This is a genomic window from Pseudomonas sp. OV546 (assembly GCF_900116845.1).
In the GTDB taxonomy this organism is placed as follows: domain Bacteria; phylum Pseudomonadota; class Gammaproteobacteria; order Pseudomonadales; family Pseudomonadaceae; genus Aquipseudomonas; species Aquipseudomonas petroselini.
In genome coordinates this window covers 48,946-64,101 of record NZ_FPCE01000002.1, presented here as the reverse complement: position 1 = coordinate 64,101, position 15,156 = coordinate 48,946, and the positions used below count along the sequence as shown (strand labels likewise).

18 protein-coding genes are annotated in these 15,156 nt (G+C 58.9%); 14 read left to right on the top strand and 4 right to left on the bottom strand.

The genetic code is table 11. From position 1 onward, the window contains the following. Window positions 1–25 precede the first annotated feature (25 nt). Window positions 26–1,120 carry an iron-sulfur cluster carrier protein ApbC gene (gene apbC / locus BM403_RS05520; protein WP_012722496.1) on the top strand — a complete coding sequence of 365 codons (1,095 nt, stop codon included), beginning with the start codon at window positions 26–28 and terminating at the stop codon, window positions 1,118–1,120. Window positions 1,121–1,614: 494 nt separating this feature from the next. Here the strand turns inward: apbC and fdxA are convergent, their stop codons facing one another. The 4 genes from fdxA to BM403_RS05495 all read right to left on the bottom strand — a co-directional run bounded on the left by fdxA (window position 1,615) and on the right by BM403_RS05495 (window position 5,694). Beyond that, window positions 1,615–1,938, bottom strand: a complete 324-nt coding sequence (gene fdxA / locus BM403_RS05510) for a ferredoxin FdxA (protein ID WP_003208688.1) — start codon at window positions 1,936–1,938, stop codon at window positions 1,615–1,617. A 142-nt stretch (window positions 1,939–2,080) separates the two neighbouring features. Next, window positions 2,081–4,672 carry a DNA mismatch repair protein MutS gene (gene mutS, locus BM403_RS05505; protein ID WP_012722497.1) on the bottom strand — a complete coding sequence of 864 codons (2,592 nt, stop codon included), beginning with the start codon at window positions 4,670–4,672 and terminating at the stop codon, window positions 2,081–2,083. A 169-nt stretch (window positions 4,673–4,841) separates the two neighbouring features. Continuing rightward, window positions 4,842–5,213, bottom strand: a complete 372-nt coding sequence (locus BM403_RS05500; RefSeq protein WP_012722498.1) for a hypothetical protein — start codon at window positions 5,211–5,213, stop codon at window positions 4,842–4,844. Then, window positions 5,206–5,694: a Panacea domain-containing protein gene (locus BM403_RS05495; RefSeq protein ID WP_043204860.1), complete on the bottom strand. Its 489-nt coding sequence runs from the start codon at window positions 5,692–5,694 to the stop codon at window positions 5,206–5,208. Before BM403_RS05495 ends, BM403_RS05500 begins: the two co-directional genes overlap by 8 nt. Before the next feature lie 266 nt (window positions 5,695–5,960). Here BM403_RS05495 and BM403_RS05490 point away from each other — a divergent pair, with 266 nt between their 5' ends. The 13 genes from BM403_RS05490 to BM403_RS05435 all read left to right on the top strand — a co-directional run bounded on the left by BM403_RS05490 (window position 5,961) and on the right by BM403_RS05435 (window position 15,114). Then, complete coding sequence (locus BM403_RS05490) at window positions 5,961–6,695, top strand: LexA family transcriptional regulator (RefSeq protein WP_005785382.1); 735 nt, start codon at window positions 5,961–5,963, stop codon at window positions 6,693–6,695. A gap of 5 nt (window positions 6,696–6,700) precedes the next feature. Beyond that, complete coding sequence (locus tag BM403_RS31350; RefSeq protein WP_139237941.1) at window positions 6,701–6,949, top strand: hypothetical protein; 249 nt, start codon at window positions 6,701–6,703, stop codon at window positions 6,947–6,949. Between the two features lie 337 nt (window positions 6,950–7,286). Continuing rightward, window positions 7,287–7,631, top strand: coding sequence for a phage holin family protein (locus BM403_RS05485; RefSeq protein ID WP_093541994.1), 345 nt, complete (start codon window positions 7,287–7,289; stop codon window positions 7,629–7,631). A 21-nt stretch (window positions 7,632–7,652) separates the two neighbouring features. Further along, window positions 7,653–8,168: a hypothetical protein gene (locus BM403_RS05480; protein WP_093541992.1), complete on the top strand. Its 516-nt coding sequence runs from the start codon at window positions 7,653–7,655 to the stop codon at window positions 8,166–8,168. A 3-nt stretch (window positions 8,169–8,171) separates the two neighbouring features. Continuing rightward, on the top strand, window positions 8,172–8,783 hold the full coding sequence (locus BM403_RS05475) for a phage baseplate assembly protein V (RefSeq protein ID WP_046034445.1): 612 nt from the start codon (window positions 8,172–8,174) through the stop codon (window positions 8,781–8,783). 9 nt (window positions 8,784–8,792) lie between these two features. Beyond that, complete coding sequence (locus BM403_RS05470) at window positions 8,793–9,125, top strand: phage baseplate protein (protein WP_046034446.1); 333 nt, start codon at window positions 8,793–8,795, stop codon at window positions 9,123–9,125. Further along, window positions 9,122–10,117, top strand: a complete 996-nt coding sequence (locus BM403_RS05465; RefSeq protein ID WP_093541990.1) for a baseplate J/gp47 family protein — start codon at window positions 9,122–9,124, stop codon at window positions 10,115–10,117. Before BM403_RS05470 ends, BM403_RS05465 begins: the two co-directional genes overlap by 4 nt. Next, a complete protein-coding gene (locus tag BM403_RS05460; protein ID WP_012722506.1) occupies window positions 10,114–10,743 on the top strand; it encodes a phage tail protein I in 630 nt (209 codons plus the stop codon). Before BM403_RS05465 ends, BM403_RS05460 begins: the two co-directional genes overlap by 4 nt. Continuing rightward, the gene (locus BM403_RS05455) at window positions 10,744–12,723 is read left to right on the top strand and encodes a phage tail-collar fiber domain-containing protein (RefSeq protein WP_093541988.1); all 1,980 of its coding nucleotides are present in this window, start codon (window positions 10,744–10,746) and stop codon (window positions 12,721–12,723) included. It abuts the gene before it with no gap. A gap of 9 nt (window positions 12,724–12,732) precedes the next feature. Beyond that, a complete protein-coding gene (locus tag BM403_RS31345) occupies window positions 12,733–13,164 on the top strand; it encodes a phage tail assembly chaperone (RefSeq protein ID WP_256577128.1) in 432 nt (143 codons plus the stop codon). 83 nt (window positions 13,165–13,247) lie between these two features. Continuing rightward, complete coding sequence (locus BM403_RS05445; RefSeq protein ID WP_093541987.1) at window positions 13,248–13,439, top strand: hypothetical protein; 192 nt, start codon at window positions 13,248–13,250, stop codon at window positions 13,437–13,439. 2 nt (window positions 13,440–13,441) lie between these two features. Beyond that, on the top strand, window positions 13,442–14,608 hold the full coding sequence (locus tag BM403_RS05440; protein ID WP_012722510.1) for a phage tail sheath protein: 1,167 nt from the start codon (window positions 13,442–13,444) through the stop codon (window positions 14,606–14,608). Beyond that, window positions 14,608–15,114: a phage major tail tube protein gene (locus BM403_RS05435; RefSeq protein ID WP_093541985.1), complete on the top strand. Its 507-nt coding sequence runs from the start codon at window positions 14,608–14,610 to the stop codon at window positions 15,112–15,114. Before BM403_RS05440 ends, BM403_RS05435 begins: the two co-directional genes overlap by 1 nt. Window positions 15,115–15,156: the final 42 nt, after the last annotated feature.

The following is a 15,156-nucleotide window of genomic DNA, read 5'->3' as shown; positions in this document are numbered from 1 at the left end:
GTCAGTCTTTTTTCGGGAGTAGCCCATGAGCGCCGTCAATCGCGCAGCGGTGGAAGCCGTCCTTCGCCAGTACACCGACCCCTATTTGAACCAAGACCCGGTCAGCGCCGGCTGTGTACGTGCCATCGAAATCCAGGGCGACCAGGTGTCGGTCCACATGGAGCTGGGCTATGCCGCAGGTCTGTTCAAGAGCGGTTGGGCGCAGATGCTGCAAATGGCCATTGAGGGCCTCGAGGGCGTGCGTTCCGCCAAGGTCGACATCCAATGCGTGATCGCTGCGCATAAGGCCCAGGCGCAGATCCCGGGCCTGGCCAACGTCAAGAACGTGGTCGCGGTGGCGTCTGGCAAGGGCGGTGTGGGTAAGTCCACCACGGCGGCCAACCTGGCCTTGGCCCTGGCCCGTGAGGGCGCGCGCGTGGGCATTCTCGACGCTGATATCTATGGCCCGAGCCAAGGCGTGATGTTCGGCATCGCCGAAGGCACGCGGCCGAAGGTCAAGGACCAGAAGTGGTTCGTGCCCATCGAGTCACTGGGCGTGGAAGTGATGTCCATGGCCTTTCTTACCGATGACAACACGCCAATGGTCTGGCGCGGGCCGATGGTTTCCGGCGCCTTGCTGCAACTGGTCACCCAGACTGCCTGGGGCGACCTGGACTACTTGGTGATCGACATGCCGCCAGGCACCGGTGATATCCAGCTGACCCTGGCGCAAAAGGTGCCGGTGGCCGGCTCGGTGATTGTCACCACGCCCCAGGACCTGGCGCTGCTCGACGCGAAGAAAGGCGTGGAGATGTTCCGCAAGGTCAATATCCCGGTGCTGGGCGTCGTGGAGAATATGGCGGTACACATCTGCTCCAACTGCGGCCACGCCGAGCATCTGTTCGGCGAAGGCGGCGGCGAGAAGCTGGCGACCCAATACGGCGTGGAGCTGCTGGCTTCACTGCCGCTTTCGATGTCGATCCGCGAGCAGGCTGACGGCGGTAAGCCCACTGTCATGGCTGAGCCGGATAGCCAGATCGCCATGATCTATCAGGAGTTGGCGCGTCATGTGGGCGCGCGGATCGTCCTGCAAGAGGCGGCGACGCCCGCGATGCCGACCATTACCGTCAGCGACGACTGAGGTTAATGAAGGGAAAAAGCCTCGACTGTGTCGGGGCTTTTTCATGCGTGGAAAGTGGTCAAGCAGTCGCGACGGCGCTTTTACGCAGTGGGTGGTGTAAGCATTTGCTTACTTTTCCGTAAGTGTTTGGTTTTTTCATCCGCCATGTACGTCCCAAAATCCTGAGAGACTTTTCTATCTAATTGAAATATAACAATTAATTGTTCTTTGTTTGACGCGAAAGGTTGCCGGCCGGCGGCGTGCATCCCGTTGAACTTACTTTGGAACTCTCTAAGATCAGCCCTGTGTCCACGGATTGGCACAACCATCAAGGAACGATGGTTCGAAGGAATGTCGCAGGATGCGATTCATCAGGATGATGAAAAGGAATACAGGGACTAGGGAAAAAATGTGGGCGGGTCATACCGCCCCTTTTTTTGCCTGTAGAAAAGTGAAACCCGCCCTCCAGAAACGCAAAAAGGCCCGCAAGGGGCCTTTTAGGGGGGGCAACGCTATCAGCGTTCGAGGTCTGCAATCTTACCTTTTTTGCCATCCCACTCCGCTGCATCCGGCATCGGGTCTTTGCGTTCAGTGATATTCGGCCAGATTTCCGCCAGCTCGACGTTCAACTGAATAAATTCCTGCATTTCTGCCGGGACTTCGTCCTCGGAGAAAATAGCGACGGCCGGGCATTCAGGCTCACACAGGGCGCAGTCAATGCACTCGTCCGGGTGGATAACCAGGAAGTTCGGGCCTTCGTAGAAGCAGTCCACCGGACACACTTCGACGCAGTCGGTGTACTTGCACTTGATGCAGTTGTCGGTAACGACGAAGGTCATTTCTAATTTTCTCCTCAGGCGGCGGCAGCGAAACCCTTTGTGGCAGGGCTCGCGAGGTTCGGGAGCGATAGTCTGCAGGCCAGGCTAAAAGCCCACAGCATCCCAAACCGCGCGAGAGTCTACCAGCTTGCAAGCGTCTGCGTTATATCCGAACCTGCAGTGCATATAACATTTCGAGCGCTTTACGGGGCGTCAAGCCGTCCAGGTCAAGTTTTGCCAACTCATCCAGCACCGGATGGGGCAGGCTGGCGAACATGTCACTCTGATGCGGTGCGGCCGGTTTGCTGGTGGCTTTGGTTGGGCTGGCGACCACGGTTTCATGGGGCAAGGCCGTGGTTTCCAGGCGGCTGAGGTGTTCGCGGGCGCGGGTAATCACATCGTTTGGCACGCCGGCCAGTTGTGCCACGGCCAGGCCGTAACTCTGGCTGGCAGGCCCCGGCAGCACGTGATGCAAGAACACGATGCGCTCGTTGTGCTCGGTGGCATTCAGGTGCACGTTGGTCACCAGTGGCTCACTTTCCGGCAACACCGTCAGCTCGAAGTAGTGTGTGGCGAACAGCGTATAGGCACGCAAGTGCGCCAGGCGCTCGGCCGCCGCCCACGCCAGGGACAGGCCGTCAAAGGTGCTGGTGCCACGGCCCACTTCGTCCATCAGCACCAGGCTGCGCTCGGTGGCGTTGTGCAGGATGTTGGCGGTTTCGCTCATTTCCACCATAAAGGTCGAACGGCCACCGGCGAGGTCATCGCTGGAACCGATCCGGGTGAAAATCCGGTCCACCAGTGACAGCTCGCAGCTGGCCGCCGGCACGAAGCTGCCGATATGCGCCAGCAGCACGATCAAAGCGGTCTGGCGCATGTAGGTGGATTTACCGCCCATGTTCGGACCAGTGATCACCAGCATGCGGGTATCGTCGTCCAGCGACAGGTCGTTGGCGACGAACGGCGTGGTCAACACTTGCTCTACCACTGGGTGGCGACCTTGCACGATGCGCATGCACGGCTCGCTGACAAAACGCGGGCAGTTCAAGTCAAGGTTCAGTGCACGCTCGGCCAGGTTGCTCAGCACGTCCAGTTCGGCCAGGGCTGCCGCAGTGTCCTGCAGCGGCGCCAGTTGGCTGATCAAGTCCTCAAGCAACGCCTCGTAAAGCATTTTTTCCCGCGCCAGGGCACGGCTCTTGGCCGACAGGGCCTTGTCTTCGAACGCTTTGAGTTCCGGGGTGATAAAGCGCTCGGCGCCCTTGAGGGTCTGGCGACGTTGATAGTCGATCGGTGCCGATTCAGCCTGCTTGCTCGGCAACTCAATAAAGTAGCCATGCACGCGGTTGTAGCCGACTTTCAAGTTGGCCAGGCCGGTGCGGGCCTTTTCGCGGGCTTCCAGATCGATCAGGAACTGCCCGGCGTTTTCGCTCAGGGATTGCAGCTCGTCCAGCTCGCTGTCGTAACCGGTCTTGAGTACGCCGCCGTCGCGGATGATCGCCGGCGGGTTGTCGATGATGGCTTTTTCCAGCAGTGCCGCGAGTTCCGGGTAGGTACCTGCGGTAACCGCAAGCTGTTGCAGGTGTGGCGTATCCAGCTCGGTCATCGCCACTTGCAGTTGTGGCAAGGCCCCAAGAGCGTCGCGCAAGCGTGCCAGGTCACGCGGGCGCGCGTTACGCAGGCCAATCCGCGCCAGGATGCGCTCGATATCGCCGATTTCCTTCAGCTGTGGCTGCAGCTTTTCAAAGCGATAGCCGTCGAGTAGGCAGGTAATAGAGGTTTGTCGCGCTTGCAGTACAGTCAGGTCGCGCAGTGGGCGGTTCAACCAGCGGGTCAGCAAGCGACTGCCCATGGCCGTCTGACAGCGGTCAACCACCGATTGCAGGGTATTATCGCGCCCGCCGGCCAGGTTGGTGTCCAGCTCCAGGTTGCGACGGCTGGCGCCATCGAGCACCACGGTATCGTCGAGACGCTCGTGACGCAGGCTGCGCAAATGCGGCAGGGCGGTGCGCTGGGTTTCCTTGGCGTAGCCAAGCAGGCAACCGGCGGCACCGATAGCGAGTGTCAACGTTTCACAACCGAAGCCTTTAAGGTCCTGCACCGAGAACTGCTGGCATAGACTTTTCAACGCCGAATCACGCTCGAAGTCCCACGGCGCGCGACGCTTTGTCCCACGGCGTTTTTCCGCCGGCAGATCCTTCGGCCAATCATCCGGAATCAACAACTCCACCGGATTGATGCGCTCCAGCTCCGCCAGCAGGTTCTCCCAGCCCTTGATCTCCAGCACGCTGAAATTGCCACTGGTGATATCCAGCACCGACAGCCCGAACAAACGCTCATCGCCCAGCACCGCGGCGATCAGGTTATCGCGACGCTCGTCCAGCAGCGCCTCATCACTCACCGTCCCCGGCGTAATAATGCGCACCACCTGACGTTCAACCGGCCCCTTGCTGGTGGCCGGATCGCCGATCTGCTCACAGATCACCACTGACTCGCCCAGCTTGACCAGCTTGACCAGATAACCTTCCAACGAATGGTAAGGAATCCCACACATCGGAATCGACTGCCCCGCCGACTGCCCACGCGCGGTCAGGGTGATGTCCAGCAACTTGGCAGCCTTCTTCGCGTCTTCATAGAAGATCTCGTAGAAGTCGCCCATGCGATAGAACATCAACTGATCAGGGTGCTGGTTTTTCAGGCGCCAGTACTGCTGCATCATTGGCGTGTGGGAGGACAGATCGGACGTATTTTTACTCATTGGGTCGTAGGCAAATTCGTTGAAGGAGTGGGGCAAATGTGGGGCATTCCGCCCTGCGATTTTGCAATGGGCGCAAGGTTAACACGCGAGGTCGGGGCTTCGCAGGTCGCAAACGGGTAGGTAAAACGCAGGCCGAAAGCCAGAGGTGGGGAGCAGGCTCCAGGCGCCGCTATTTTGCCCTGCGGCCACTGGCGGGGAACAAGCCTCGGATAACCCCGAGAAAAGCGGCAAACAAGTTGATGGAGGTTGCGGTGGTGATAGCGATCAACACGTTGTCGGAAAACGGAGCTTTGCCGGAATAGTAAGTTGACCAACCATTCCACACGAGCAAAACCGACCAAAAGATCACGCCGCAGGCAGCAAACCAGAAAGCACGCCCCGCATACTTCTTGCGCAGCTGCCTTTCGGCCTTCTGATCCTTCAGGTTTTGGTTTCTTTCATCGTCAGCACCCACTGCCTGCTCGCCCCCAGGTTGGGAGTCCTGGTCGGGCCCTGATGCGGGGGGCAGTGTCAGCTCAAGGTTGTCGAGTTCCTCACTCACGGTTGCGGCTCTTTGGGTGAATGAACTCCGCCATTTCCTTCCAGTCAATGGCGGAACCATCCGCTCCCCTGAGTGCCCAGGCGGTGCCTTCCTCGTGGGAGAGGTTGGACAGTTGAGTCCCTGACCACTTGCCGTATTTATTGATAATGCGGTCAATCAGACGCTGGGCGTAGGTATCGCTTTCAGGAATTCTCGGTGTCACGAAGACGATGTCTTCGACGTCGGGTTTAAGGTTGCTGAGCAGCGACGTCACAGGGCGGCTGCCGTAGGACTTCAACTCATGATAGAGCGATGGAATGACCGGGCCGTATTGCCAGCGGGCAAAGTGATCATCCATAAGGGGCAGCTCCCTTTCACGCAGATGCCAGGACTGCGTGTAAAACAGCAGCTTTTGAAGCTTCATTGGAGTCAAGCCTGAAAGCTTGCCTTCTTTGGCGCGTTCAATGAAGGCGTTAGCAACAGCTAGAGCTGAATAAGCCATGAGCACCTCCGAAATGGCTGGCTACGTTGTTATAGAGTTTCATATATAGGCTCGGGATTGTCGACATGCAATGGCGTCGGTTGACGGGCGCCGTGTCGTATCCCGGGCAGGCTGGAAAAGTTGAATCAAGTGTGGCGGATAATAGTGGGCTGAATACTGTTTGTATAGACAGTGTTTCGTGAGGATTTTAGTGGAATACTGATAAATGCATAGATTATGCAAATTAGCATTTGCCAACCCCAAAATCTCCCGCCATTATCCCCGTTATGCAAAAACGCAACGTTTCTATCGTCTTAAGAGAACTGCTGGACCGCGACCGGATCTCCCCCACGGAGCTTCACCGGCGTACCGGCGTGCCTCAATCCACGTTGTCCCGGATTCTCAGCGGCAAGATCGTTGATCCGTCGGACAAGCACATCTCCCGCATCGCCGAGTACTTTCGCGTCAGCACCGACCAGTTGCGCGGGCGCGCGGCGGTGGGCGCCCTGCGCGATGACGGGCGCGACCCGATGCATTCGGAACTCAAGGACATAAGCCTGTGGGATGACGACACACCCGTTAATGATGACGAGGTGTCGATCCCCTTTCTGCGCGAGGTTGAATTGGCTGCTGGATCAGGAAGATTCGTCATCGAGGAAAGCGAGAAGGCCAGCCTGCGGTTCGGCAAGCGCAGCCTGCGGCATAACGGTGTGCAGTTCGATCAGGCCAAGTGCGTGACGGTGCGTGGCAACAGTATGTTGCCGGTACTGCGTGATGGCGCGACGGTCGGGGTGAACGCGGGCAAGAGTGGCATTGGTGACATCGTTGATGGCGACTTGTATGCCATCAACCACAATGGTCAATTGCGCGTGAAACAGCTCTATCGCTTGCCTTCCGGGATTCGCCTGCGCAGTTTCAATCGCGACGAACACCCGGATGAGGACTACAGCTTCCAGGATATCCAGGATGAGCAGATCAGCATCCTCGGTCATGTGTTCTGGTGGGGCATGTACGCCCGTTAACCTCCTTGCGTAAGACAAAGCCCGCCCATGAGCGGGCTTTTTTTCGCCTGTGGCAAATCACCGAACCCTTGGCCTGCAAGGCTGAAAATGCATTTGTGCAATTCACGCCAAAAAATAAATGCATTTGTGCATTGACTGTATATGCATACATGCATATTCTTCGTCTCAAGCCAGCCAACAAGGTGGTGGAGGCGGCAAGGATGCTGCCAAGGAAGACAAGGAAGGCACGCAACATCGGCAAGGACGCCATCTGAGCGATGGCAGGGATGCCAGGCAAAACCGGCAAGGATGCCGACGCTCTTTAGTTTTACCGCTTCAAGAACAGGCAGCGATGAACCGGCCTTAACGGTTCAGAGGGTTGGCAACTGACCCGGGTGTGCAGCGTAAAGCACCAGAAGCAGTTATCCGGCAGACAGGGATCGTGGTCGGAAAAACATTGAGGAAAGGTCCGTACCGCGCCAGTAGCGCCGAAAGACCGAGGACATCATTACTGAAAAGCCCGGGCAACCGGGCTTTTTGGAATGCCTACCTACACATGGATTTACCCAAGAGCCGGCTCTGTGCCGGTAGTGCTCAGCCAGGAGGCGTGACATGACAAACGAGCAGCAAGCGTTAGCGGAAATGCCTATCTGGCTGGTGATCGTACTGGCCCTGGTCGGCGGGGTGTCTGGCGAGATGTGGCGCGCCGACAAAGAGGGAGCCCGTGGTTGGTCGCTGGTACGGCGCCTGGCGCTGCGTTCTGGGGCGTGCATGGTCTGCGGCGTGTCGGCATTGATGCTGTGCTACGCCGCCGGCATGTCGATCTGGACCGCCGGGGCCATCGGTTGCCTGACCGCCATGGCCGGTGCGGACGTGGCCATCGGCCTTTATGAACGCTGGGCGGCCAAGCGCATCGGGGTCAACGAGGCCCCGACCTCTCGCCCTGATCAGCAGTAACCGCTGCAAGGATGCAAGCAGATGACACTTCTTGAAAAACCTTCCCAATTGCCCATAGCGATTGGGGACGCACTGAAAAGCGCGTTCCCACAGCTGCGCGTTGGCAATCACCATGATTTTCCCGACACGGGCGATAAAACCGGCATCTTGATCAGCGTGGAGCGCAACGGCCCTGGCGTTCGCTCCCTTGCTGGGCGTAAGGCCCATGCCTTGTCGGTTTCACTCAGGGCCACGGTGGCCAGCGGGTCGGCACCGTTTGACGCGTGCGACCTGGCCAGCCAAATGATGGACCTGGCCCTGGATAACCGCTGGGGCCTGCCGCCAGACCAGTGCGACCTGCCCACCGCGATTGTCGCGGCACCTTCCGCACTCACCGGCGCGGAAACGGACTACGACACCTGGAGCGTGTCCTTTACCCAAAACCTCTACCTCGGCCCGTCACTGCTCGACGATCCCACAGGCAAACCGCTGTTTGCCTGCACGTGGGAGGTCACGAACATCGACGATCCGGACCAATATCGCCCGCTGCAGGAGTAGCCCATGTTCGATGCACTGCTACGCATGCAACTGGGGCCGATCGTCGAACGCCTGGCGGAAATGGAAACTCAGCTGGAAGACCTGTATCGACGCGCAGAGAGCTTTTGCCGGATTGGCGTGTGCCAGGAGGTCGACGCCGCCAGCAATACCTGCAAGGTCAGCCATGGTGATTTGCTCAGCCCGGCGATCCGATTCTTCAACCCAAGCGCTGGAGCGCAAACCGAAACGCGCATTCCTTCAGTGGGCGAACAATGCCTGCTGCTCAATTACGGCGGTGGGGAAGGGGGCGCGCAGTCAGTGGCGTTGTTCGGCCTCAACAGCAGTCTCTTTCCGTCGGTGTCCGCCGTTGCGTCGCTGACGCGGCGTCGCTACCAGGACGGCACCCAAAGCGACTACGACGACGCCAGCCACCTGTTCAATTGGGTTAACGGCCCGACCACGTTCAGCGGCTCCCGCGAGCAGGTCGACGTCAAGGTCGGTGCCGCCAGCCTGACCATGAATGCCCAAAGCATCACCCTGCAACTCGGCGCCACCGGCGTGTTGCTGGATGCCGCCGGCGTGCATTTGAGCGGCCCGGTGGTGGATCACCAAGGCCGCGTGATCAGCAGCGCATAAGGATTTGCCATGATCGGAATCGATAGGAACACCGGGGCAGCCGTCGATGACTGGCTGCAATTCGTGCAGCGCGCCACCCGAGCGCTGACCACCCCGCTGGGCACTCGGCAGAAACGCCCGCTGTACGGCTCGATGATCCCGCAACTGCTCGGCCAGAACCTCGGCGACGACCTGTTGATCCTCGCCCAAAGCCACGCCGCGCAGGCGTTCTACAACGCCCAGAACGGCATCGCCGACTTTCAACCCCAGGTCATCGTCGCCACCCGCCAGGGCGCCGGTTTGTTGCTGCGTTTTGCCGGCACCTGGAAAAACCGCCAACAATCCTTCGAGGTCGTGACATGAGCATGTTGATCCCTGGCCAGAACCAACTGGCGGAACCGGCCCTCATCGCTGTCGATGAGTTCGAACCCTTGTTGGCCGAGTTCAAGGCCTTCTTGGTCGACTACGTCGCCATCCGCGCGCCGCAAAGCGCGGCCAAACTCAGGGTCAGCCTCGACAATGAAAGCGAACTGCTGACCCTGGCCCTGGAAGCGTTTTGCGTGCGCCTGCAAACCCACGAGCGCAAGTACAACGCCCGCATCAAACAGATGCTGGCGTGGTGGGCCACCGGCAGCAACCTGGATGCACGCCTGGCCGACATGGGCCTGGAGCGCCAGGTGCTCGACCCCGGTGACCCGGCCGCCTTCCCGCCGGTGCCGCCGGTGCTGGAAAGCGACGACGACGCCCGCCTGCGTTACTACCTGGCCCCACACGCCCCGGCGGCGGGTTCGCGCATGCAATATCGCCGCGAGGTGTTCACCCTGGGCGAGCGGCCGTCGGTCAAGGTGCAAAGCGCCACGCCGGGTGTGGTCACCGTCAGCTATACCTTTGACCCGGACGGCTATGCGGCTCAGGTCAAGGACGGCAACGGCCGACGCATCGCCCCCGGCGAGGTGATGGTCACTGTGCTTTCAAGAGACGGTGATGGCACCGCGTCTGCCGATTTGCTTGACGGCGTACGGCGACATTTCGCACGACCCGATGTAAGGCCGGAAACCGATCTTGTCACCGTCCAAGGGGCACAGATCCAGCGCTATAAAATTCGTGTGGTCGCCAAGATCAACGCCGGTCCTGATTCGGGGTTGACCCAAGTGGCTGCTCAGCAACTGCTGCAAACCTACGCCGACTCCTGCCATCGCCTGGAAGGCCGAGTCGACCCAAGCTGGATCGACTACGCCATCCACAGCGCCGGCGCCGCGCAACTGCAGATCCTCGAACCGCTGGAGCCGATCATCAGCTCGGCATTCCAGGCTCCGTACTGCACGGGCGTCGAGGTGGAGGTGCGTACGCTATGAGTGAACCCAAAGCGAGCCTGTTGCCTGCCAACAGCTCACCGCTGGAAAAGGCGTTGGACCTGGGCTTCGGCTATTTGCTGGAACGGGTGACGCCACCCTTCCCTCAACTGATGGACCCGGATCACACACCGGCGGCGTTCTTGCCCTACCTGGCAGCGGACCGCGCGGTGAACGAATGGAGCACCACGGCCCCCGAGGCCGAGAAGCGCCTGACCGTCAAACTCGCTTGGCCTACCGCACGGCAGGCCGGCACCCGCCAAGCCCTGGAAAACGCCGCCAAGGGCCTGCAACTCAGCCCCGAAGTGCGCGCCTGGTACGAGCAAAAACCGCCCGGCGTGCCCTACAGCTTTGCCGTACGCGCCTGGACCGAATTGCCCTACAGCGAAACCATCGACGCCCGACTCGACCGCCGCTTGGCCGACGCCAAAAGCGAGCGCGACATCCTGTCGATCTCCGTGGGCCTGAGCGCCTCCGGTCGCCACAGCATCGGCGCCGCCACGCTGTGCGGCGAACTCACCACGATCTATCCCAACGTGCTGGCAGGGGTCGAGGCCTCAGGGCGCGCCTTTATGGCGGCCGGCCTCTACACCGTCGAAACCACCACCCTTTATCCACAGGAGCACTAAATGGCTGACTATTACACCCTGCTCACCGACGCGGGGATCGCCTACGAAACCGCCTGCAAGGCCGCCGGCGTGCCGATCAAACTGGCGCAGATCTCCGTCGGCGACGGCAACGGCGCTGTTTATAACCCTGATGCCAGCGCAAAAGCGCTGAAACGCGAAGTCTGGCGCGGGCCGTTGAACGCTTTATTCCAAGATGAGAAAAACGCCAACTGGTTGATGGCCGAAGTCACCATCCCGTCGGATGTGGGCGGCTGGTATGTGCGCGAAGCCGGTTTGTGGACGGATACCGGGATTTTGTATGCCATCGTTAAATACCCGGAGTCGTATAAGCCAGTGTTGGCGACGTCAGGATCGGGGAAGGAGTTTTATATTCGCTCGATTTTCGAGACGAGTAATGCGGCGATTGTGACGTTGTTGATTGATGACACGGTGGTGAAGGCTACTCGGGCTTGGGTGATGGATTATCTGGGTCGGCAGTTGGCTGAGGGAACGTATACCAAGGCTGAGATTGAGATGCTGATTGCTCAGTCTTCAGCGTTGCCTGTGGGGTCTATGGTTGCGTTTCCAGTCGATAAAGTCCCGGTAGGGTTCCTGGAAATTGACGGTAGCGTGAAGAGTGCCACGGCCTATCCTGATTTGGCGAAGTTTCTGGGTACGGCCTTCAATAAGGGTGATGAGGGCGCGGGCAATTTCAGACTGCCAGAGTCGCGTGGGGAGTTTTTGCGTGGGTGGGATCATGGGCGTGGTGTGGATGCTGGGCGCTTAGCGGGTAGCTATCAAACTGACCAGTTCAAGAGTCATACGCATGAGTACGACACTATGCAGGGCGGAGGGGCAGCGAATAGTGTCTCCGACACGATAGCTGCTCAAAGTAACGCAACTTCGCAAACGGGTCATATTACTGGTGGGGCAGGCGGGAGTGAAACACGTCCGCGTAACTTGGCTGTGATGTGGTGCATCAAGGCTTGGAATGCGCCAATCAATCAGGGAAATATTGACGTTGCGGCGCTTGTCCGAGAGTTAGATACACTTAAGTCGGCGATCCCGGTTGGCTCAATTGTCTCCTTCCCTATCGCAACAGTACCAATTGGATATTTGGAACTAGACGGCAGTGTACAAAGTATTGCGACATATCCCGACTTAGCTGCGTACCTTGGTTCCACATTCAACACAGGTGGTGAGTCGATTGGTTTCTTTCGGCTTCCTGATTATCGTGGCGAGTTTCTTAGGGGTTGGGATCATGGGCGTGGCGTAGATTCAGGGCGCCTCATTGGTAGTTCGCAAAAAGGTACATTGCAGACTTTTGACTACAGCTCTGATAGCCCGGCAACTTCAGGTCTTTGGCATACAGGGCTCGATGCTGGTGCTGCGAGTGCTCATGGTTTGGACTCGGTTGTGCAAAGCAGCTATCCGACGAGTTATGTTGTTTTCGGTAACGGGACCCAAACAATACAGAACATAGGTTTAGGGGTGATGCGTCCCCGAAACATGACAGTTATGTGGTGTATCAAAGCCTGGAACGCTCCAATTAATCAAGGAAACATCGATATTGCGGCGCTGGTACCTTTCACGTCGCAGTCTACGGAAATCAATCAGGGTACGGCAAAAATCGCAACACAGCCGTTGACGGATACCGGAACAGATGACGCGACTATCGTAACCCCGAAGAAAATGCGGTTCGGCTTCCAGTTCATTAAGGGAGTCAACGGAGCGATAATTTTTCCAACTTGGCTGGGTGGCTGGATTATTCAGTGGGGATCAACTCCTGAGATCCCTAACGCTACGGCAGCTACGTTCAATTACACCGTGCCTTTCCCTACTGCCGCGATTTGTCCGGGGGCTTTTCGTCGAACCCAAGGTAATAACTCGGCCACCGTATCCACGACACTGAGTCAGATCACCATCAACAACCGTCCGCATTACACACCTGATGTATCGGGCACTGCGAATCTTTACTATTTCTTTTGCTTTGGTTATTGAGGGGGCGCAATGCGCAAGTTTCTAGCTTTGAATGACAATCGAGAAGTGATTGCACACTTGATTGAGGGGGTGCATGAAATCCCGTTAGGTGCCGCCTTGATGGATGGCGAACTCTGGTATGAAGTTACACAGGACATTGGCTGCACTTGGCATGTGAGCGACGCTGGGGTTCTATCAAAGCGCTCCAAAGTTGACTTTCTTAAAGATCCCGCAACGTTCGAACGTGAGTGGCGCGGTGCTGAGTTGGCTGCCGTCATATGGCTGCGCGAACGTCACCGTGACGAGCAGGAACTTGGCGGAGAAACGACATTGTCCGCCGAGCAGTTCGCAGAGTTGCTGGCCTATATGCAGTCCCTGCGCAACTGGCCCCAATCGCCCGACTTTCCAGATAGCAGGCATCGGCCCATAGCCCCACCTTGGATCGCCGAGCAATCCGAATAAACGCCGCGCACTGACTGGGCGTTTTCTTTCCCGATCTGATACCCGCCGCCTTGAGCGGCTTTTTTGTGCCTGGAGATCCTACTATGCCCACCCGCCAAACCTACACCGTCCTCATCCCATTCCCCACCGGCGCCGGCCATTGGTCCACCGTCGGTCAGGAATTGGAGTTGCTGGACGTTGAAGCATCCGCCCTGCGCACCGCTGGCCGTCTGGAACTCACCAGCGTCCTTAACGCCACCCCGGCCAAAAAGGCCACTACCAAGAAGGCTGAATAACCATGGCTGAGGTTCTGAACTTCGAGCACAACGGCATCACCGTGAATGCCACTGAATCTCCCGAGGCCATGGGTGGCCTGGGTGACAACGTGATTGGCCTGGTCGGCACTGCGCCGAAGGCCCATGCGTCGATCCCGAAAAACGCGCCGTTCCGTATCAACAGTTTCACCACCCAGGCATTGCTGGACCCCACCGGTACCGAGTCGGGCACGCTGTTCCACGCGGTCTACCAGATCCTCAAGGTGGTCAAGGTGCCGGTCTATGTGGTGATCGTGGAGGAGGGCGCGACCCCGGCGGACACCCTCAACAATGTAATCGGCGGTGACGAGCCGGTTACCGGTCGCAAGCTGGGCCTGGCTGCACTGGCCAGCGTGCCGGAAGACCTGACCATCATCGGGGCTCCGGGCTTTACCGGTACCAAGGCCGTGGCCGGCGAGTTCGCCTCGTTCGGCAAGCGCATCAAGGCCCGCGTGGTGCTGGACGGCAAAGACGCAAGCGTTGCCGACCAGGTGACCTACAGCGGCGAACTGGGCGGTGCCGACCTGGGCTTCGACCGTTGCCTGCTGGTGCACAACATGCCGTCGGTGTACTCCAAGGCGGCGAAGAAGAACGTGTTCCTCGCGCCATCGTCCCTGGCTATCGCGGCGCTGGCCAAGGTCAAGCAATGGGAAAGCCCGGGAAATCAGGTGACGTTCGCCGAGGACGTTTCCCGCGTGGTTGAGTACAACATCCTCGACACTTCGACCGAAGGCGACCTGCTCAACCGTTATGGCGTGAGCTACTACGCCCGCACCATTCTCGGCGGTTTCTCGCTGCTGGGTAACCGCTCCATCACCGGCAAGTTCATCAGTTACGTCGGCCTCGAAGACGCCATCAGCCGCAAGCTGGTCAAGGCCGGCCAGAAAGCCATGGCCAAGAACCTCACCAAGTCTTTTATGGATCAGGAGGTCAAGCGCATCAACGATTGGCTGCAAACCCTGGTCGCCGACGAAACCATCCCCGGCGGCAGCGTGTACCTGCACCCGGAGTTGAACAGTGTCGAGAAGTACAAGAACGGCACCTGGTTCATCGTCATCGACTACGGCCGCTACGCGCCAAACGAACACATGATTTATCAACTCAATGCCCGCGATGAAATCATCGAGCAGTTCCTGGAGGACGTTCTCTAATGTTTACCAACCGAGTCAGACAGGCCATTGCGGCCACCCTTCAAGGCCTGCCGTTGTCCGCGACGGTGGACTCCTTCACGCCGCCGAAGATCGAGTTCGAAATGGAAGCCATGACCGGCGGCCGTTTCATTGCCGAAGAAATGGCCAGGAGTGGCAAGCCTTTGACCGCCACCTTGATTCTGCAAGGTGCCGGCCCGGAAATCATGCTGGCCTTGGGCGTGCGTCTGGGCGATGACATCCTGCTCAACGTGCGTGAAGCCGGCCAGGACCAGGACGGCAAGACCTATTTCACCTACCACACCGTTGGCGGCAAGCTCAAATCCTTGAGCGAGGCGGCGATGGTGATGAATACCAAGGCCACCACCACGCTGGAGCTGTCCTGCCGCACCTACAACCGCCTGGAAAACGGCATTCCGGTGATCGACATCGACGTGCGCACCCAGAAGTTCGTGCTCAACGGCGTCGACATTCTCGGCGATGCCCGCCGCGCCGTGCTGATGCCGTAATCCCCCGGGGGCGGGTTCGCTCGCCCCCTACTTCACCAAGGA